This window comes from Vibrio mytili, assembly GCF_049563345.1.
GTDB classification, from domain to species: Bacteria; Pseudomonadota; Gammaproteobacteria; order Enterobacterales; family Vibrionaceae; genus Vibrio; species Vibrio mytili.
The window spans coordinates 43,959-64,929 of the sequence record NZ_CP110481.1 but is presented as its reverse complement, the minus strand read 5'-3'; the positions used below and the strand labels follow the sequence as shown (position 1 = coordinate 64,929).

Genomic DNA, 20,971 nt, shown 5'->3' with positions numbered 1-20,971 from the left:
GTTAGACTGCGAGCACATTTGTTGTTGATAAAGATTCTCATCCATGGCTTATCTATCCGCAGTCACCCTACTTTGGGCATTCTCATTTAGCCTGATCGGCGTTTATCTCGCTGGTCAGGTTGATTCTTGGTTTTCGGTTTGGATGCGTGTGGCGCTCGCCAGTCTCGTGTTTATTCCGTTTTTAAAATTCCGTGGCGTAAGTAAATCGTTGATCGCAAAACTGATGATCGTGGGCGGTTTCCAGCTTGGATTAATGTACTGCTTCTACTACCAGTCTTTTTTACTCCTTTCTGTACCAGAAGTGCTGCTCTTCACCGTATTTACCCCAATCTACGTCACACTGATCTATGACTTACTCAAAGGGCGTTTTTCACCGTGGTATTTATTGACAGCACTCATTGCTGTCGTCGGCGCCGCATGGATTAAATTTTCCGGTGTGAACGAAAACTTTTTAATGGGTTTTCTCGTCGTACAGGGAGCGAACTTGTGCTTTGCTATCGGTCAGGTGGGATACAAATACATTATGGAAAGTGAACCTATTGATCTCCCTCAGCATACCGTCTTTGGGTACTTTTACCTCGGTGCACTGTGCGTTGCCACCGTGGCATTTGCACTGATGGGTAACCTCGACAAGCTACCAACCACCGCAACACAATGGGGTATTCTCACTTACCTTGGTTTAATCGCGTCAGGCTTTGGTTACTTCGCCTGGAATAAAGGCGCGACCTTAGTCAATGCAGGCGCACTTGCAGTCATGAATAACGCGCTGGTTCCAGCGGGCTTGATTGTCAATATCGTGATTTGGAATCGAGATGTCGACATCACTCGCTTGGCGATTGGTGGTGCCATTATCATCTTTTCTCTTTGGGTCAACGAAACTTGGGTCAAAAAGCGGGCTGAGATGAGTTACGCCAACAAGTAAGACAAACTCAATTCAAAAAAACGCTCTCCCAATGGAGAGCGTTTTTATCTATATCTGACCATACTCAGTGTACCTTGCCGTGAGGGGGCTCGTTTATCACAGGGCTGGGCATTGGGAGCAGCACTTCGAGCTTCGCATTGCGCACTTCTAACTTACGTTGACGCTTGAGCAACTTTTGCTGCTTCTTCGCTAATTTGAGTAGCTTCTTCTGCTGCTTGTACTGTTTTTTCAGTGCCTTTTTAGCTTTTTTCAATGATTTCTTATCTGTGAAATCAAATCGTTCAGAGACTGAAAGACTGGCTGAAGAGGTTCGTTTTTCCGCCTGTTTTTTCTCTTTTACTTTTTCCACGACGCGCTGAACAATCGCCGCTTTCTCAACTGCAGGCTTGGTTGTAACCAGAGATGGAGGTGTCGGCAACGCTTCAGCCAACAGCCCGCACTCTTGCTGCTCGTTAAGTGACTTGTCTTGGCAAGCTTGCGGTGGAATAGCCGCAGGCTTACACAAAGTATCTTTAGAGGCGGAAGAGCGCGCACACGAGCGACAAACAAACTTTGGCGCCACCACCAAACGATGAATATCACCAAGGTTGGTCGCGATCTGTTTACGATTCATTTTACATAAGCGTTTCGCCATATACAGACTCCAGCAAGCTAATGATTACTTCACTGACTATGAAATAATAATAATTCTTACTTAGATATACAGTCAGCCCGCTAATTAGGCAAGAAAAAACTGTTCAGGGAAAGATGAAAAGAAAGGTGTCGTCACAGCGCGATAAACCACGCTGTGAACAAGAAAATGAATCGTGTCAGAAAGTTATGCCATTGAAGCTTTGACGTACACATCAAAGCGATTTTTTTTGGTTTCGATTGCCATACTTGGCTTTTTATCGTGCAGCCAATTGGCATAATCTGGACGCTTAACAACAACACGTTTTGTTGCCAATGTCATGGCAGGTTGTAAGAGTTCATCGGCATCCAAATCCGCGCCAACCAGTGATTGGAATACTCTCATCTCTTTTTTGACTAATGCCGATTTCTTTTTGTTTTCCGGATGTGGGTACATGGGGTCAAGATAGACCACATCGGGCCTGACAAAATCGTTGTCTTGCGCCAGTTTCTCCAACGCATCATGGCTGGAAGCATGAAGCAATGACATTCGTTCCGAGACCCAAACTCCAATTTCAGGATCTTGTTTTGCTCGTGCTAAGCCATCATCCAGTAAAGCGGCAACGACGGGATGACGCTCTACCATTTGCACGTTACACCCCAGAGAGGCCAGCACAAACGCATCTCGGCCTAAGCCCGCAGTACCATCAAGTATCGTGGGCGTTGCCCCTTTATTCAAGCCAGCGGCTTTTGCGATGGCTTGACCCTTTCCACCACCGAATTTACGACGGTGACCGACCGCACCGCCGATCAAGTCGACGAAAATCGCACCCAGCTTAGGCTCATCAACTTTACGTAGCTCTAAACGTTCAGCAGTCAGTACCAAAGCAAACTCACTGTCTTCGCTATGAGTCAGTTTCCAACGAGCAGCAAGCTCATCAAGGTGTGCTTGTTGAGACGGGTCTTCACAAATCAATTGCAGTAGCAAAAGAGGGCTCCAATAAAAATCGTACTTACTGGTGCTGAGTTTACCTTACAACGGGTTTTGTTGCAGTAACTGCGAAGCGGGCTAAAATGAACCCACTGTCCTAAACCCTATGGAACGAATCGTATGAATGCGAGCTTACCGAAACTCGATGATCTCGATCGCGCAATTTTGAAAACCCTAATGGCAGATGCGAGAACACCGTACGCAGAAATGGCCAAGCAGTTCGATGTTAGCCCTGCCACTATTCACGTGCGTATCGAAAAAATGAAGTCAGCCGAGATCATTGAGGGTACCGAGGTGATCGTGAATACCAAAAAGCTGGGCTACGACGTGTGCTGTTTTATTGGTATCAATCTCAATGCCGCTCGTGATTACCACTCTGCACTCGAAAAGCTCAATGCACTCGACGAGGTCGTTGAAGCTTATTACACCACCGGGGCATACAACATTTTCGTCAAACTCATGTGTCGATCAATTGAAGAATTACAGTTTGTTTTGATCGATAAGCTGCAAGCCATTGATGAAGTCCAGTCCACTGAGACCTTGATCTCTCTGCAAAACCCCATCAACCGTAACGTGAATCCATAATTCGGCCCAGGTATTAAAAAGGCCAACCGTATGGTTGGCCTCTGTGTTTATCTTCGCGCTTAAGCGGCGATACCTGAATGGCGCAACAGGGCATCAATTTGTGGTTCACGGCCACGGAAGCGTTTAAACAACTCCATCGGCTCTTCACTGCCACCCATTTCTAGGATGTTGTTAAGGAAGCTCCGTCCCGTTTCTTGGTTAAAGATACCTTCTTCTTCAAAGCGTGAGTACGCATCTGAAGAGAGCAGCTCTGCCCACAAGTAGCTGTAGTAACCAGCGCTGTAACCGCCAGCAAAAATGTGTGCAAAACTGTGTGAGAAACGCGCCCACTCTACCGCAGGTACAACCGCCACTTTTTGCTTCACTTTCGCTAACGTTTCCAGCACTTGAGCACCTACATCAGGATCGTATTCCGTGTGCAAGGTGAAATCGAACAAACCGAATTCAAGCTGGCGCAGAATACCCATTGCCGATTGGAAGTTCTTCGCGGCTAACATTTTGTCGAGCATCGCTTTTGGTAACGGTTCGCCCGTTTCATAGTGACCCGAGATGAAGGCCAATGCCTCTTCTTCCCAACACCAGTTTTCTAGGAACTGACTTGGCAGCTCAACCGCATCCCACGGTACACCGTTAATGCCAGATACAGCTCCCGTATCGACTTGAGTCAACATATGGTGAATGCCGTGGCCAAACTCGTGGAACAAGGTCACGACTTCATCGTGGGTAAACAGCGCAGGCTTGTCACCCACTGGTCGGTTGAAGTTACAAGTCAGGTAAGCCACTGGGGTTTGCAGTTCGCCAGATAGCGTAATGCGACGGCCACGACAGTCATCCATCCACGCACCGCCACGTTTGTGTTCACGTGCGTAAAGATCGAGGTAGAAGCTACCACGCAGCGCGCCTTCAGCATCAAAGATATCGAAGAAGCGAACCGACTCATGCCATGTGTCAATACCAGAACGTTCTTTGACACTCATACCGAACACACGGTTTAATACCTCAAACAACCCACTCACCACTTTGGATTCAGGGAAGTAAGGACGCAGTTCTTCATCGGAAATTTGGAACAGATGTTGTTTCTGCTTTTCGCTGTAATACGCGATGTCCCATACGTTCAGTTCTTCAACGCCGAATTCGCTCTTAGTAAACTGACGCAGTTCTTCAACTTCGCGTTCACCTTGAGGTTTAGCGCGGGTCGCAAGGTCATTGAGGAAGCCCAACACTTGATCTGGCGTTTCTGCCATTTTAGTTGCCAATGACTTTTCACTAAAAGTATTGAAGCCGAGCATGCGTGCAATTTCATGGCGCAGTTTTAGCTGCTCAGTGATGATTTCACTGTTGTCCCATTTGCCTGCGTTTGGACCACGATCTGACGCGCGAGTCACGTAAGCTTCGTACACTTCTTTACGCAGTTCTTGGTTATCACAATAAGTCATGACAGGTAAATATGACGGGATATCCAAAGTGATGAGATAACCATCCAATTCTTTCGCTTCAGCCGCAGCTTTGGCGGCTGCCAATGCCGATTCTGGCATACCCGCCAACTCTTTTTCATCGGTAATGTGCTTGGTCCATCCCATCGTCGCATCGAGTACGTTATTAGAGAACTTAGAACCAAGCTCTGACATACGCTTGCTGATCTCACCGTAGCGGTGTTGCTCGTCAGACGGCAAACCAATGCCAGACAATTCAAAGTCACGCAGTGCATCAGTGATGGTTTTTTGCTGTGCGCGGGTCAGTGTTGCAAACTCATCGCTGGCTTTAATTGCTTTATAGGCTTCATACAACCCTTTATGTTGCCCCACCCACGTGCTGTATTCAGAGAGCGCAGGTAAACAACCTTCATAGGCCTCTCGGAGCGCTTCGCTGTTCACCACCGAATTCATATGACTGATTGGTGACCAAATACGACCAAGACGATCATCCGCCTCTTCAATTGGTGCGATGACGTTTTCCCAGCTTGGATTGGCATTGTCTTTTAAAACTTCATCAATTTTTGCGCGACAATCGCTAATCGCTTGCTCTACCGCTGGGTGAATGTGTTCAGGTTGAATTTGAGAAAACGGAGGCAAATCCGTAAACGTCAGAAGTGGATTAGACATGAATAATTCCTTTTGTGTTATGACTCTGTGATGACCTACCAAGGCAGGCTAACTCAATGCACAGGGAAGCCAACAACATGGATGTAGGGGATCTCCGTTCCCTTTTCTACGCTGTGATGACCAGAGGGTTAATCAAAGCAACTCTGTCCTTGAGTCTGTTATTTGTAGATGTTTCGCACTCAGTTTGAACACGATAATTTCATCTAGTTCAATTGTATTACGATTACTTAAGTATGGGTGAACTAACGGTATTTCAATAGTGCCCGCTCCCCAAATGACATCAAGTTGCACGATTCAGAGCATAAACACTGGCATCAGAGCAAAGTCAGATTCTGCATCTGCCACGATGTTGGGTATAATACCGCCAAGCACACCGATTATTGTATCTGAAATCACAGACCACACTCAGACAAAGAGTGTTTCGAGAGTTTAATTTGTTAAGTTATCGCCACAGCTTCCACGCAGGCAACCATGCTGACGTGGTCAAACACATCGTTCAAAGCCTCATCCTTGACGCGCTGAAACAAAAAGACAAGCCGTTCGTTTATCACGATACCCACTCGGGTGTCGGCCGCTACGATCTCACGCACGAGTGGTCTGAAAAAACCGGCGAATACAAACAAGGCATCGCGCGAATTTGGGATAACCCAAACCTTCCCGAAGACATTCAAAGCTACATAGAATCGATCAAGGCACTGAATAATGGTGAAAAGCTTCGCTATTACCCAGGGTCACCTCGCGTAGCGCGTGCACAAATTCGCGAGCAAGACCGCATGGTCTTAACCGAACTGCACCCCGCCGATCACCCGCTATTGGAGCAAGAATTCCATCGTGATCGCCAAGTGAGTATCTACAAAGAAGACGGTTTCCAACGTCTGAAAGCCAGCTTGCCACCAAAAGAGCGTCGTGGTTTGGTGCTGATTGATCCGCCGTACGAACTCGCGAAAGAGTACCGCGATGTGGTGAGAGCGATTTATCAGAGCCATAAGCGATGGGCAACGGGCATTTACGCGATTTGGTATCCGGTTGTAAACCGCCGCGACATTGAAGATATGATCGAAGGGCTAGAGGCGTTAGGAATTCGCAAAATCCTGCAAATTGAGCTTGGTGTGGCACCTGACAGTGATGAACGCGGTATGACCGCCTCCGGCATGATTGTGATTAACCCACCGTGGAAACTGGAAAGCCAGATGAAAGAGATTCTGCCATTCCTACAAGAGGCCATCGCGCCAGCAACTGGTCACTGGAAAGTGGACTGGATTGTGCCAGAGTAATACTTTGGCACCACAGTCCACCAGCGCAACGACATTCTCGTTGCGCTTTTGTATGCTCTCAACCCCGCCATCTGATCGCGCTGATTGTTCTTTTTGTGCCTCTCATCGCTATTTGTCATAAGCAAGATCACTTTTTCCCATTTAGGAATTCGTTACATTCGATTTATGATAGTGGGATAAGGATGGCATTGAGTTCGGGCAAGGTCATCCCAATCTATCTATTTACCAGATAAAATTTATAAGCTCTTGGAGAAAGTAATGGCGACTCATTTTGACTATATCTGTATCGGTGGCGGCAGTGGCGGCATCGCATCTGCAAACCGTGCGGCGATGTACGGCGCGAAAGTTGCGCTAATCGAAGCTCAAGATCTCGGTGGCACCTGTGTAAACGTGGGTTGTGTACCGAAGAAAGTGATGTGGCATGGCGCGCAAATCGCAGAAGCAATGAACCTGTACGCAGAAGATTACGGTTTTGATGTCGACGTGAAAGGTTTCGACTGGAGCAAACTGGTTGAGAGCCGTCAGGCGTACATTGGTCGTATTCACCAATCTTACGATCGCGTTCTTGGCAACAACAAAGTAAACGTCATTAAAGGTTTTGCTAAGTTTGTTGACGAAAAAACAGTGGAAGTAAATGGCGAACATTATACTGCGGATCACATCCTGATCGCAGTTGGTGGTCGTCCTACTATTCCAAACATTCCAGGCGCTGAATACGGCATCGACTCAAATGGCTTCTTCGACCTAGCAGAGCAACCAAAACGCGTTGCGGTTGTGGGCGCAGGCTACATCGCGGTTGAAATCGCCGGCGTACTGCACGCACTAGGTACAGAAACACACCTGTTCGTGCGTAAAGAGTCACCACTACGTAGCTTCGACCCGATGATCATCGATACGCTGGTTGAAGTGATGGACGCAGAAGGTCCAAAACTGCACACCCATTCTGTACCAAAAGAAGTGGTAAAAGAAGCCGATGGCAGCCTAACTCTGCACCTAGAAAACGGTGAGAGCCAAAACGTTGACCAACTGATTTGGGCCATCGGTCGTCATCCAGCAACCGACGCAATCAACCTAGCGTCAACAGGTGTGGCAACAAACGAGAAAGGCTACATCAAGGTAGACGAATACCAAGAAACCAACGTGAAAGGCATCTACTGTGTAGGTGACATCATGGAAGGCGGTATCGAGCTAACGCCAGTAGCAGTGAAAGCAGGTCGTCAACTTTCTGAGCGTTTGTTCAACAATAAACCAAACGCGAAGATGGACTACGATTTGGTACCAACCGTGGTATTTAGCCACCCACCAATCGGCACTATCGGTCTTACAACGCAAGAAGCGGAAGAGAAGTACGGCAAAGACAACATCAAAGTCTACACATCTGGCTTCACTGCGATGTACACCGCCGTTACCAAGCACCGTCAACCATGTAAGATGAAGCTAGTCTGTGCTGGCGAAGAAGAAACGGTGGTTGGTCTACACGGCATCGGTTTCACCGTGGATGAAATGATCCAAGGTTTCGGAGTTGCAATGAAGATGGGCGCAACCAAAGCAGACTTCGACTCTGTTGTGGCTATCCACCCAACGGGCTCAGAAGAGTTCGTGACCATGAGATAAGCGCAACGCGCTAATAACCCTCAAGCCACATATACAAAGGGTCATCAATGCAATTGATGACCCTTTTTTACATCAGGTTTTATCACGTTAACGTAAATTACTTAACCGCACGAACCAACTCTGCAATACCGTCCCAATCGCCATTGTCCATCATTACTGTTGGCACCATCCACGTACCGCCACATGCAACAACCGATTTCAACGCTAGGTAATCTTCAACGTTCGCAGGGCTTACGCCTCCAGTCGGCATGAAGTTCACTGGATAAACCGCCGTAAGTGCTTTTAGCATGTTAACGCCGCCAGATGGCTCTGCTGGGAAGAACTTAAGTGTATGCAAGCCCATTTCCATCGCTTGCTCAACAAGACTTGGGTTATTCACGCCCGGGACAATAGTCACGCCTCGTTGTTGACAGTACTTCACTGTAGTTGGGTTGAAGCCAGGGCTAACGATAAAGTCCACGCCCGCTTCGATTGCGATATCCACTTGTTGTGTGGTCAACACCGTACCTGCGCCAATCAGCAGGTCTGGGTACGCTTCACGCATGATACGAATGGACTCAGCCGCTGCGTCTGTACGGAATGTAATTTCTGCACATGGTAGGCCGTTTTCTACCAGCACTTTTGCCAACGGTAATGCCTGATCAACATCGTTGATGGCGATAACAGGGACGATTTTTATCTCTCTTAATCGTTGTTCAAGAGTTTTCATGAGTAACCTCTAAAGAATAAAGCTTAATGTTGCGACGATAATAAACGCGATACTGCCTAATAATGTTTCCATTACCGTCCAAGTTTTTAATGTCGTTTTCTCATCCATCTCCAGCAGGCGAGACACTAACCAGAAGCCAGAATCATTGAAGTGCGAAAGCACAGTAGCGCCACCCGCAATTGCAATCACGATAAAGCAGAGATCAAGTTCGCTCAGCCCCGTCGTCACCGCGACAACTGGTGCAATCAGAGCCGCGGTTGTGGTGAGAGCAACCGTGGCGGAACCTTGAGCGACACGAAGGCAGGTTGAAATCACAAATGCCGCAACAACCACAGGCATACCAGTGTTTGTTAACACCCCGGCAAGTGCATCACCAATACCACTTGCACGCAAGACACCACCAAACATACCGCCAGCACCGGTTACTAGGATAACACCACAAATGGGAGCTAATGACTCACCACACAGCTTCTCCAGTTTAGCCATTCCGTAATCTTTAGTGAACACGGCAAGACAAACCATCAAAGTGATCAGCAACGCAACCGGGGTTTTACCTAGCATACGCAAAAATTCAACCAGCGGTGCATTGCCATCGATAGTACCTGCTACGGTAAGGGTATTTAAAACGGTATCAAGACAGATCAGCAGAACAGGAAGCACCAAAATGGTCAGGACAGTAACAAATTTTGGCGCATTGTTTTCATCCACAATGACTTCGCTATTAAAGAAAGCTTTGGACAATGGGATTTCAAATTTCTTACCTGCGTAAAGGCCGAATAGGTAAGCACCAATGTACCAAGTTGGAATCGCCACCAAGATACCGACCATCAGTAGTAGGCCAATATTTGCGCCAAGAAACTCCGCCGCTGCCACTGGACCAGGATGCGGTGGCACAAACGCATGCATGACCGCAAACGCACCCGCTGCAGGTAATGCGTATTTGAGTGGCGACCCACCAAAACGCGCCGCCACACTAAGAATGATTGGCATCATAACCACAAGACCTGCATCAAAGAAGATCGGAAAACCAAACATTAACGAGGCCACACCTAGCGCGAAAGGCGCTCTCTCTTTGCCAAAACGACCAATTAGGGTATCAGCGAGAACTTTAGCTCCGCCAGTCACTTCCAAAATTTTACCAATCATCGCGCCTAGACCAACCAGCAATGCGACAGAAGCAAGTGTGCCACCGAAGCCGCCCATCATGGTTGGGACAACATCTTCAGAAGGGACACCCGTTATGATAGCCGTCGCTAAACTCACCATAGTGAGGGAGGCAAATGCGTGGACTTTTAACTTAATAATTAGAACAAGTAAGGCAGCAATAGCAAAGCCTGCAACCATGAGTAGAAATGTAGGATCTGGGACTTGGGTTAAGTGCTCCATGGGTTTCACCTTTAAATATTATTGTTTGTGTTTTGGTTCACATTTATCTAAGTTACCGGTAACATGTTACCGATAACATGAATAAGATAAACCCATATTTTAAAGTGAATTCAAAAATTGAGATCACGCGCAACTTTAGTTATGAGGATAAGTTATGGCTGGTAGTAGTGTCATCGTTATGGGCGTTTGTGCGAGTGGAAAAAGCACAATTGGCGATATGTTAGCAAAAAAACTAGGGCGCAAATTCATCGACGGTGATGACCTGCATCCAAAAGCCAATATTCAAAAAATGGCATCAGGTCAACCTCTCAATGATGACGATCGTAAGCCATGGCTAGAACGAATTCGTGATGCCGCCTATAGCTTAGAAAGTAAGAATGAACACGGTATTATTGTTTGTTCTGCTCTAAAAAAGGTGTATCGCGATCAAATCCGTGAAGGTAACAGTAACGTGACTTTCTTGTTTCTTGATGGCGATATGTCACTCATTCTTAATCGTATGCGAATGCGTCAAGGGCACTTTATGAAAGAAAGCATGGTGAAGAGCCAATTTGATGCACTTGAACGGCCAGATAATGAACCAAAAACCATCGTAGTCAGTATTGACGGTGACATTCATGCCGTCGTCGAGCGCTCAGCTCAAGCGCTACTGAAACAACACTCGGTTATGGAGGCATCATGACCCATTCCGTTGTTATCAATGTGACAGCTCGTCTCATCGAGCGCAGTCGCGAAGCTCGCTCAGCATTTTTAGCACGAGCACAAATTCAAGCCGATGCCGGTAAGGGCCGTACTGGATTATCTTGCGGTAATTTAGCCCATGCCGTGGCAGCATCCTGTGCCAGTGAGAAAGAGAGTCTTCTTGATTTTACTCACTCGAATATCGCATTAATCAGTGCCTATAACGACATGTTAAGTGCTCATCAGCCTTACCAAACTTACCCACAACACATCAAACAAGCATTAGCTCAATATGGACACACAGCCCAAGTGGCAGGCTGTGTTCCAGCCATGTGTGATGGTGTGACACAAGGGCAACCTGGTATGGATATGTCCTTGTTCTCGCGTGACTTGATAGCCCAATCTACCGCACTATCTTTAAGTCATAACGTATTTGATGCCACTCTACTTTTAGGGATATGCGATAAAATTGCCCCGGGACAACTGATGGGCGCGCTATCGTACGCCCACCTGCCAACCGCATTTATACCAGCAGGGCTTATGGCAACAGGCATCAGCAATGAAGAAAAGGTTGATGTTCGCCAAAAATATGCTGCGGGCGAGGTCGATAAAGATGCTTTACTCGATATGGAGTGCCGATCTTACCACTCATCCGGAACCTGCACATTCTATGGCACCGCGAACACTAATCAGCTGGTCTTTGAAGCGATGGGACTAATGCTGCCAGGCTCAGCGTTCATCCATCCGCACTCCGAACTACGTCACGCCTTGACCGAACACGCCGCATTGAAGATAGCCTCAATGACAACAGGCTCTAGTAACTTCCGACCTTTGGCTGAAGTCGTCACAGAGAAGAGCTTAGTGAACGGTATCGTCGCACTATTAGCGTCTGGCGGCAGCACTAACCACACGATTCATATGATCGCCGTGGCACGGGCAGCCGGTATTTTACTGACGTGGCAAGATATCAGTGAGCTCTCTGACGTTGTGCCACTATTAGCACGAGTTTATCCCAACGGGCCAGCGGATATGAATGCGTTTCAGGCCGCTGGAGGCGTCCCCGCACTCTTGCACCGATTAAATGAATCAGAACTACTGCATTGCGATGTCAAACCCGTATTTGGTACATTTTCTGACCAGATGACCATTCCAAACATGATTAACGGTAAACTGATTTGGGCCACTTGCCAAGGCAGCCAAAACCCGGACGTTATCGCCGCTTCTGAACACGTCTTCCAAAATACAGGCGGCACACGCGTACTCAAGGGCAATTTGGGTAAGGCGGTGGTAAAAGTCTCTGCGGTCAAAGACGAACAACGCATCATCGAAGCACCTGCCGTCGTTTTCCAGTGTCAACATGAAGTGGAAGCCGCTTACAAGCGTAACGAATTGAATAAAGATTGCGTCGTAGTGGTCACGCACAATGGCCCGGCCGCGAATGGCATGCCAGAACTGCACAAACTCATGCCGATTTTAGGCAATCTTCAAAAGACTGGATTCAAAGTGGCTTTGGTCACGGACGGTCGACTCTCTGGTGCATCAGGTAAAATTCCATCTGCGATTCACGTCTCACCCGAAGCTATTCGTGGCGGCGCGATTGGTTTGGTGCGTAACGGCGATTTGATTCGCCTTGATTGCCAAACAGGCGAATTGAACAACTTGGCCGACACCTCTGGCCGAGAGATGATTCCGGTAAATACCGAGTCGATGCAGCAAACTTGGGGGCGCGGGTTGTTTGAGGTGATCCGTCAAAATGTGTCCAGTGCCGATCAAGGTGCAAGCTTCATTGTCTAGGGTCTGTTGAGGTTTGGCGGTTAAATTTTGTTAGGATGAGGGCGTCTCGCTCGCCCCCTCTGGACAGCGCTTGTTGGGCTTTTTTACTGTGTAGGGCCTAAACAGCAAAGCGGAGTGCTGGTCACTCCGCTTTATTTTTCTTTAACAAGAGGTTACACACTCTCACCAGCCGTGATGTCATATCCCATATCAACCACCAAAGTCGATGGCGCTTCTCCTTTAAGTCTCGCAATCAACAATTCAGCACTCTTCTTGCCAATCTCCAAACGAGGCGTATCCACACTGGTTAATTTCGGGCTAATAGTTTGCCCAATGTCTAACGCGTTATAACCCACAACCGCTAACTGCTGAGGGATTTGAATACCGCGCTGTTGGGCGCTGAGTATTGTACCAATAGCAATATCATCATTGGTACAGAATACACCATCCAGGTTTGGGTACGTCTCCAGCGCACGAGCCAGTAAGTCATGAGCTAATGAAAAACTCGAATGCTCTCCCGTTAATACGTGCTTCGGCTCAAGGCCCGCCTCTGTCATTGCGCGATCATAGCCTCTCATCCGTAGTTGTGTTCGCGTATCTAAACGCGCGCCAAAGTAAGCGATGGTGCGTTTGCCTGAACCTAACATACGCTTAACGACACAATAAGAGGCGTCCTCATGATCCAAGCCCACCGCCATATCAATGGGATTCTCTGGTAATTCCATCGTCTCCACTACCGGAATACCCGAGTTTTTGATCATTTGTACGCTACGTTGTGTGTGGTGACTTTCGGTTAAAATCAAGCCATCAACTTGGTAGGAAAGCAGTGAAGCAATCTTGCGTTCTTCTTCCAGCTCATCGTAGCTAAAGTGAGCTAAAAGTGTCTCGTAGCCATTCGCTTTAGTCACCATCTCAATACCCTGAACAAACGAGGCAAAGATTTGGTTAGACAAAGAAGGAAGCAAAATCCCGATCGCTTTGCTCGATGACTTTGACAACATCGCTGGTGCACGATTTTCGATGTAACCCATTGTTTCAATTGCGCTGGCAATTTTTTCCCGAGTCTTTTCTGCCACAGAATCAGGGTTACGCATATAACGCGAGACCGTCATTTTAGTCACGCCAACGTGTTCAGCGATATCTTGGAGTGTCGTACGTGATTTTTTACTCTGCTGAGCCATAAATGTGTTACTTATTAATAATGTTACTTGTAACATTATGACCAATCCCAAGCACAACAACAAGTTGATTAAGCTCGGGGGGCAAAAAAAATCAGAAGCCAACTGCGCGTTTGTTCCCTGCTAAATGACGAGTAACAACAGGATGATCAACACTATCTATTCGCAACCAAGGTTACTGTACACACATCACATTCAGTAATGATGTGCCCGTTAATTGGTTAGAATCTCGGTCCATAAACAACCCTTTTCTATCTTTGCCCCAATAAGGTAGCTGTATTGGCCAGTTGTTTTTCTCCATCACGCCTGAATTTCTTAATTGCTTAAATTCCGCTTCTGTTGCCAGAGTCATGCCAATCTGTTGGCAGACACGAGTGGCATCCGTGTAATTAAGTCGGTTCCACGGTTTGCCGTACTCCATATAGAACTGGTTATGATTTTCAACAAGATAAGGAACGACGTAGGTTTTGCCCTGCAGAACGGTTTTTAACCGTACCGAAATCGCTTCATTACTGATGGAGCTTAGTTTTGATTTGGCTACTGGCGCTACCGTAGCAGACTTAGCTTTTTCTGACTGCGGTGTTGACGAGGTGGATTGATTGGCTGTTGTTTTACTCGTCGTATCTTTAAACGCGTCGGTATTGGCACGCGCAGCGGAAACCGCAGCAGGTGTAGGTATCTCGGCTGACTGATTTTGAGTGCTAACCTGAGCATGGTTTTGCCCGACAACACGAATAAAGGCTTCTTTATAACTCGACAAGGTTTTGACACTGCGTAAATCCGTCGAAGCACTGGAAAACGAAGTATAAGGACCAATCAGACAACGGTAACCATTTGACTCTGGCTTCATCCAGACATCGGTGGTGATTTTACTATAAATTGGTTTTGCTTTAGCCAGTGACATCGGTTTTGGTAACAAGCCGCATTGAATCCAATAAAAATCAGGATTGCCTGTTGGCACTTTCTTTCCCCAAACCCCTTTGCCAATAGGGCAACTTTGTTCAAGGACCGGCAACTGTTTGTCACTGGCTTGCGTAGCCTGACAAAGAAACTCGTCCGCTAAAGCGGGAGGAGAAAGCTGGGCACATATTAGTAGCACACCTAGGCTAAGGCTTGATTGGATAAGACGAAATGGGTGTGGTGCCTTCTTCATTTCCATGCGCTTCACTCTAAACTAATGGATAAAATCATATGGCGTCAGAGCGCCAAAAAATGGTGAACATACTTAAACATAAAGAACAACAAGCAAAAAAAGAGCCGGAAATTCATCCGGCTCTTAGTTTAGGAAGGAATTAGGTGAATTAACAACCCTGAATAACGCGATTCTTAACCTTTGTACAGCTTAGGGTTAAAGACATCACGTAACCAGTCACCAAGCAGGTTAATAACCAATACTAGTGTAACCAATACAACACCAGGGAAAGCAGTGATCCACCAAGCGCCGGAGAAAATGTAGTTAAAGCCAATACTGATTAACGCACCAAGCGAAGGCTGATCGACGGGTAATCCCAAACCAAGGAAAGAGAGTGCCGCTTCTGACATGATTGCGTTCGCTACCTGTACTGTCGAGATAACCAAGATTGGTGATAGACAGTTCGGCAGGATGTGACGGAACATGATGCGTGGCGCTTTAAAGCCCATCACGCGCGCCGCTTCTACGTATTCCTTTTTCTTCTCAGCCAGTACCGATGCTCGAATCGTACGCGCATATTGTGGCCACTCGGCTACACCGATGATAACCACCAGCATCACCACGGCATATTGACTGTAAAAGTCACTACCAAAGCTGGCTTTAAATATCGCTGAAACAATAATCGCCACCATCATGGTCGAGAACGATAGCTGAACATCAGCAAAACGCATCAAGAAACTGTCGATACGTCCACCAAAGTAACCTGCAGACAGACCAATGATGATGCCGAGGATCAACTGCAAGCCAACGGCAAGAAAGCCAATCGTCAGTGACAAACGTGAGCCATAAAGAATGGTAGATAAAATATCGCGGCCCTGCTCATCCGTACCGAGCACAAAACGTTCGTCCCCTTCTGCCATCCAAGATGGCGGCAGTTCTGAATCCATGATGTCGATAGACGTTAAGTCATACGGATCCGTTGGTGACAAAATAGGCGCAGCAAGAGCCAAAACTAAAAACATCAAAAATATCGTAAAACTCGCCATCGCGACTTTGTCGCGCTTGAAGTAATACAGAAAATCTGATTGTTTAAAACGCTGCCAAGCTGAAGGAGCGGCTTCAGGCGCAGAGACTGGATTTGATAGGCTCATGATTAAGCTCCTTTTCCTGTTAGATTCACGGTTGGATTGATGATGCCGTACAGCAAGTCAACGATGGTATTGGTTACCACGAAGATCAAACCAACAAAGATGACGTAGGCTGTGATTAACGGTGTATCAACACGGTTAATTGCCTCAAGGAAAAGGAACCCGGTACCCGGCCATTGGAATACGGTTTCAGTCAGAATGGTGTAGGCCACCATAGTACCGATTTGTACACCACCTACCGTCAGAACTGGTAGCATGGTATTTTTTAGAGCGTGTTGGTAGTAAATCTTTTGTAAGTTCAGGCCTTTTGCTTTAGCAAACTTAATGTACTCTGAGCTCAACACTTCTAGCATTTCGGAGCGAACAAGACGAATAAACAGCGGCAGCATGATAGAAGCGAGTGCGATACACGGCAGGATGAGGTGCTTAATACCATCAATGGTAAAGAAACCCGACTCCCAACCAAGCAGATTGGAGGTTTCACCTCGCCCATAGGACGGCAGCCAACCGAGTTCGATGGAGAATACATACATCAACATAATGGCGGTCAGAAATACGGGGATCGAAATCCCGACACTACTCATGGCCATAACAAATTTGGTAAAGATACTTTTTGGGTGTATGGCAGAATAAACTCCGAGTGGTATAGAGAAGACAATAATGATCAGTGTCGCTCCAAAAACCAACTCTAGCGTTGCTACCAGCTTATCGAGAATCACCTCAACCGCTGGTCGCTTGAAAAAGTAAGATGTACCTAAATCACCTTGCAGTGCATTACCGACAAAGCGAGTGTACTTTGTGATAAAGGGATCGTTCAGGCCCAGCTCATCACGCAGCGCTTGACGCTCCGACTCTGAAACCGATTGACCTACAAGCTCACGCAGCGGATCACCCAGGTTATCCTGAATGGAAAACGCCACCAAACTGATCACAAACATCACTATCAGTGCCTGAAACAGGCGCTTGACCAGAAACGAAAACATTCCTTGCCCCTTAACTATCCATAAGTCTCTATAAATAAGAGAGAAAATTCAGTCTTTAAACCAGCTCAATCCGACTGAAATAAAACTGAGCCAAGATTGAGCCTCATACACGTTGATGTGTTACGAGGCTCACCAAGGGGGACGCTGCCCCCTCTAACGACTTAACGACAAAGGGTGATTACTCAACCACTAGATCACCGAAGTAAGGCATAACCATTGGGTTAACGATGTCTGCGGCTTTCACGTTAGACTTCGCGCCCCATGCTTCACTTTGCCAGTGTAGCGGTACAAATGCTGCGTCGTTGTATAACGTTGCTTCGACGCCTTTTAGCATTTCAGCACGTTTCGCAGGATCGGTTTCTACGTTTGCCGCTTCCACTACTTTGTCCATTTCTGGGTTTGAGTAGTGACCACAGTTGTACTGACCGCGACCCGTTTCTTCGTTGCGAGTCATAGTGAGGAACTCACTGAAGTTTGCTGAATCTTCCGTATCTGAGTGCCAACCAATCATCAACATATCCGCCGCACACTTGTCGAACTCTGGCCAGTATTGCGCTTTAGGCATGGTTTTCAGATCAACCTTGATACCGATCTTAGATAGCATCGCAGCCGCAGCTTGAGCCACTTTTGCGTCATTCACGTAACGGTTATTTGGCGCAATCATGGTAAGTGTCAGGCCATCTTCATAGCCTGCTTCTTTCATTAGCTCTTTGGCTTTTTTCAGATCGTAGCGAGGAACGAGTGCGTCATTGTGACCAACATAACCAGCTGGGCTTTGCTGACCTGCAGCCGTCGCGAAGCCTTTCATGATTTTCTTCACGATGCCTTCGTTATTGATCGCATAAACGATCGCCTGGCGAACGCGAACATCTTTCAGCGCTTCATTGCTGTTTTGGTTCAATTGGAACGTGATGATACGCGTACCAGGTAGCGTCACCAAATCGATGCCATCTGCGTCTTTCACGCGTTGGTGATCGTTTGGTGCCACAGGGTGAATCATATCAACACCACCAGAAAGCAGCGCTGCTACACGGGTTGCATCTTCTTTGATAGGCACTAGAGTCAACTTGTCTACATTACCTTTTGATTCTTTATCCCAGTAGTCTTTAAAACGTTCAAATTCTACTTTTACACCCTGCTCACGTGATGTAACGATAAATGGACCAGTACCAGATACGTGTGTTGAGGCGAAGGAGTTACCGTGTTTGACCACCTCAGATTTGTCTTTACCATCTTCTGTTTTGCCCGTGTAAAACTTGCTGTCCATTGGGAAGATGTAAGTGGCCGTTTGCAGTACCAATGGGTATGGGTTTTTCGTCACTAAGTCGAACGAGTAGTCGTCGACTTTGACGATTTTTTCATACGGTTCAAAGATGGATTTAAAGTCTGGAGAGTTCTGTAGACGATCAAACGTCCACACGACATCGTCCGTTGTTAATGTATTGCCTGAATGGAATTTAACACCCTCGCGCAGTTTGAAGCGGACGGTTTTGTCGTCAATACGTTCCCAACTTTCTGCTAAACGAGGTTCAAAATCCATTTCTTGAGTAAAACGAACCAATGGGTCAAATACCATGTGTGACATTTGCAACGTACCGCCAGACAACTGCTCGTGTGGGTCAAGAGATACCGGGTCAGCTGCATAGCCAACTTTAATATCAGCTGCTAATGCGTTAAAGCTTAAACCCGCTGCGATTAGCGCCACTGCTAATTTGCTTTTCATGGTTTTCATTTGCATAACTCCTTCATGCTGGGATCGAGTCCCTTACTGTTGTGTTTGCGTCTGTTAAGGCTAAAAATCAGCCAAGCGAAATACTTGGTTTATGCCGTTTTGATGTCTTCTCTCAAGCCAGTAAATTCTGGCATCAAGGAAATCAGTTTTTTGCTGTACTCGTGTTGAGGGGCGGTAAAGAGCTGCTCGGTCGGTGCGACTTCGAGTAGAGTCCCCATCTGCATGACCCCTACACGATCACACATTTGACGAATCACGGGTAAATCGTGACTGATAAACAACATCGTTAAGTTCAGTTCACTTTGCAGATCTTTCAGCAAATTAAGAATTTGTGCTTGTACCGATACATCCAACGCCGATGTCGGCTCATCACAAATAAGCAGTCGAGGACGAGTCGCCAATGCCCTAGCGATAGAAATACGCTGGCGCTGACCACCCGAGAATTCATGTGGGTATTTCAAACCAGCCATACGCCCCAAACCCACGTGATCAAGCAAGTCATTCACGATCTGACGTGTCTCTGATTCGTTTTTGGTTAATTTATGGAAACGGATCGGTTCAGCAATGATGTCCGCGACTTTCATACGCGGATTCATTGACGTATAAGGGTTTTGGAACACCATCTGCATTTGACGACGAACCGGGCGACGTTCTTTTTCCGATTTCATTGCCGTCAGATCAAGGCCTTCAAATTTCACTTGGCCTGAGTTTGGTTCATACAGCCCTGCAATAACGCGTGCTATGGTCGATTTACCGGAACCAGATTCGCCAACCAAGCCAAACGTCTCCCCTTCGTGAACTTCAAAGCTGACGTTGTTCGAGGCTTGCACATACTCACGGCGACTTTCAAACAAAGAATCTTTAGTGACAAAGCGTAAGTTAACGTTTTTTACATCCAACAGAGGGCCTGTATACTCACGCTCATCTTGGCTTTGGCCTAGCCAGTGGTTCTTGATATCGATCGGCGCCATTTCGGCCGCTTCTTCGATGTAACTCACTAGAGGGAAGCGATCCAACTTCATGTCTGAGCGCGGTACGGCTGAAATCAAGCTGCGAGTATAAGAGTGATCAGGGTTGCCCAGAACTTTCGCCGTCGGACCAAACTCAACCAGGTCACCTCGGTACATAACCGCGACTCTGTCAGTGACATTCGAGACCACGCCCATGTCGTGTGTCACCAACATACATCCTACGTTTTTCTTGATACACAGTTCACGAATCAAGCCTAAGATTTGGTCCTGAATAGAAACATCCAATGCGGTAGTTGGTTCATCAGCAATGATAAGATCTGGCTCACCAGCAAGTGCGATGGCAATGACCACGCGTTGACGCATACCACCAGAGAATTGGTGCGGGTATTGCTTGAGACGATTTTCAGGTTGAGGAATACCAACCTGTTGCATCAGAGAAAGCGCACGCTGATAAGCCTCTTCATCAGAAACTTTCATATTGGCATGAATGGTTTCTTTCAGTTGCTGCTCAACCGTAAATAATGGGTTAAGAGAGGTCATTGGGTCTTGGAAAATAAAACCTATCTTCGAACCGCGCACCTTACGCATCGCTTCTGGAGACAAACCAGAAATTTTTTCTCCATCCAAGAAAACATCACCGCTGGCCACGTGACCCGGAGGGCTTAGCAAATCTATAACAGCGTTACCAACGGTGGACTTTCCCGCCCCTGATTCGCCAACAACACCCACAATTTCGCCACGATCAATATGAAACGAGAGCGATTTCACGGCGGCGTGTATGCCGTGACGGGATGGATATTCAATGCGAAGGTTTTTCACTTCTAATAGTGACATTTCAGACCTCTACTGCCTTGTCTGTGGTATCGAATCGTGCCGCAGCACCATTCATCACCCGAATGAATCCGTTCAAATTCAGAATAATAATCTGAAAACAAAATGCGGTAACAATGTGGCAAAAATAACACAAAAAAGCAACAATTAAAGTATAATCCGCCGGGAAAACCTCTTACAGACGCACAAAAAGCGAATAAAAATGCATTAACAAGTATTTATCCACTCGAATGTCACGCTATTTTTGTGCGTCATGCACCAATAAAAGCAGAAAAATGCTCCAAAATTAAACGATTCATCACTATTAATGACAACACTCTATTCATACGCGATTTTTAACATCTACAAAA

The 20,971-nt window shown here is 46.9% G+C and carries 17 protein-coding genes; 6 read left to right on the top strand and 11 right to left on the bottom strand.

The window, feature by feature from the left end:
* Positions 1-43 precede the first annotated feature (43 nt).
* Positions 44-922, top strand: a complete 879-nt coding sequence (locus tag ONE56_RS00285; RefSeq protein ID WP_331437296.1) for a carboxylate/amino acid/amine transporter — start codon at positions 44-46, stop codon at positions 920-922.
* 64 nt (positions 923-986) lie between these two features.
* Here the strand turns inward: ONE56_RS00285 and ONE56_RS00280 are convergent, their stop codons facing one another.
* Positions 987-1,556 (bottom strand): hypothetical protein, encoded by a 570-nt coding sequence (locus tag ONE56_RS00280; protein ID WP_423840040.1) that lies wholly within the window; start codon positions 1,554-1,556, stop codon positions 987-989.
* A gap of 183 nt (positions 1,557-1,739) precedes the next feature.
* Complete coding sequence (locus tag ONE56_RS00275; RefSeq protein ID WP_423840038.1) at positions 1,740-2,519, bottom strand: class I SAM-dependent methyltransferase; 780 nt, start codon at positions 2,517-2,519, stop codon at positions 1,740-1,742.
* A gap of 123 nt (positions 2,520-2,642) precedes the next feature.
* On the opposite strand from ONE56_RS00275, the gene asnC reads away from it, so the two are divergent.
* On the top strand, positions 2,643-3,107 hold the full coding sequence (gene asnC, locus ONE56_RS00270) for a transcriptional regulator AsnC (RefSeq protein WP_041155716.1): 465 nt from the start codon (positions 2,643-2,645) through the stop codon (positions 3,105-3,107).
* Between the two features lie 59 nt (positions 3,108-3,166).
* On the opposite strand, the gene prlC is transcribed toward asnC, so the two are convergent.
* Positions 3,167-5,209 (bottom strand): oligopeptidase A, encoded by a 2,043-nt coding sequence (prlC, locus tag ONE56_RS00265; RefSeq protein WP_423840037.1) that lies wholly within the window; start codon positions 5,207-5,209, stop codon positions 3,167-3,169.
* Between the two features lie 434 nt (positions 5,210-5,643).
* On the opposite strand from prlC, the gene ONE56_RS00260 reads away from it, so the two are divergent.
* Both ONE56_RS00260 and gorA read left to right on the top strand, forming a co-directional pair.
* Positions 5,644-6,483 (top strand): 23S rRNA (adenine(2030)-N(6))-methyltransferase RlmJ, encoded by an 840-nt coding sequence (locus tag ONE56_RS00260; protein ID WP_423840036.1) that lies wholly within the window; start codon positions 5,644-5,646, stop codon positions 6,481-6,483.
* Between the two features lie 258 nt (positions 6,484-6,741).
* A complete protein-coding gene (gene gorA / locus ONE56_RS00255; RefSeq protein ID WP_005379157.1) occupies positions 6,742-8,097 on the top strand; it encodes a glutathione-disulfide reductase in 1,356 nt (451 codons plus the stop codon).
* 97 nt (positions 8,098-8,194) lie between these two features.
* On the opposite strand, the gene ONE56_RS00250 is transcribed toward gorA, so the two are convergent.
* Both ONE56_RS00250 and ONE56_RS00245 read right to left on the bottom strand, forming a co-directional pair.
* Positions 8,195-8,806, bottom strand: a complete 612-nt coding sequence (locus tag ONE56_RS00250; protein WP_423840035.1) for a bifunctional 4-hydroxy-2-oxoglutarate aldolase/2-dehydro-3-deoxy-phosphogluconate aldolase — start codon at positions 8,804-8,806, stop codon at positions 8,195-8,197.
* A 9-nt stretch (positions 8,807-8,815) separates the two neighbouring features.
* A complete protein-coding gene (locus tag ONE56_RS00245) occupies positions 8,816-10,192 on the bottom strand; it encodes a GntP family permease (protein ID WP_423840034.1) in 1,377 nt (458 codons plus the stop codon).
* A 154-nt stretch (positions 10,193-10,346) separates the two neighbouring features.
* On the opposite strand from ONE56_RS00245, the gene ONE56_RS00240 reads away from it, so the two are divergent.
* On the top strand, positions 10,347-10,874 hold the full coding sequence (locus tag ONE56_RS00240) for a gluconokinase (protein WP_041156078.1): 528 nt from the start codon (positions 10,347-10,349) through the stop codon (positions 10,872-10,874).
* Positions 10,871-12,667 (top strand): phosphogluconate dehydratase, encoded by a 1,797-nt coding sequence (edd, locus tag ONE56_RS00235; protein WP_423840033.1) that lies wholly within the window; start codon positions 10,871-10,873, stop codon positions 12,665-12,667. The genes ONE56_RS00240 and edd overlap by 4 nt, the downstream gene beginning before the upstream one ends.
* Before the next feature lie 152 nt (positions 12,668-12,819).
* On the opposite strand, the gene ONE56_RS00230 is transcribed toward edd, so the two are convergent.
* From ONE56_RS00230 to ONE56_RS00205, 6 genes are all read right to left on the bottom strand, one after another.
* Positions 12,820-13,827 carry a LacI family DNA-binding transcriptional regulator gene (locus ONE56_RS00230; RefSeq protein ID WP_041156080.1) on the bottom strand — a complete coding sequence of 336 codons (1,008 nt, stop codon included), beginning with the start codon at positions 13,825-13,827 and terminating at the stop codon, positions 12,820-12,822.
* Between the two features lie 172 nt (positions 13,828-13,999).
* Complete coding sequence (locus ONE56_RS00225) at positions 14,000-14,983, bottom strand: SPOR domain-containing protein (protein WP_423840032.1); 984 nt, start codon at positions 14,981-14,983, stop codon at positions 14,000-14,002.
* A 167-nt stretch (positions 14,984-15,150) separates the two neighbouring features.
* On the bottom strand, positions 15,151-16,107 hold the full coding sequence (locus ONE56_RS00220) for an ABC transporter permease (protein WP_041156082.1): 957 nt from the start codon (positions 16,105-16,107) through the stop codon (positions 15,151-15,153).
* A 2-nt stretch (positions 16,108-16,109) separates the two neighbouring features.
* Entirely contained in the window at positions 16,110-17,087 is a 978-nt protein-coding gene (locus ONE56_RS00215; protein ID WP_331437306.1) for an ABC transporter permease, read from the bottom strand.
* Positions 17,088-17,265: 178 nt separating this feature from the next.
* Complete coding sequence (locus tag ONE56_RS00210) at positions 17,266-18,819, bottom strand: ABC transporter substrate-binding protein (protein ID WP_041156083.1); 1,554 nt, start codon at positions 18,817-18,819, stop codon at positions 17,266-17,268.
* An 89-nt stretch (positions 18,820-18,908) separates the two neighbouring features.
* Positions 18,909-20,624, bottom strand: a complete 1,716-nt coding sequence (locus ONE56_RS00205; RefSeq protein ID WP_041156084.1) for an ABC transporter ATP-binding protein — start codon at positions 20,622-20,624, stop codon at positions 18,909-18,911.
* Positions 20,625-20,971: the final 347 nt, after the last annotated feature.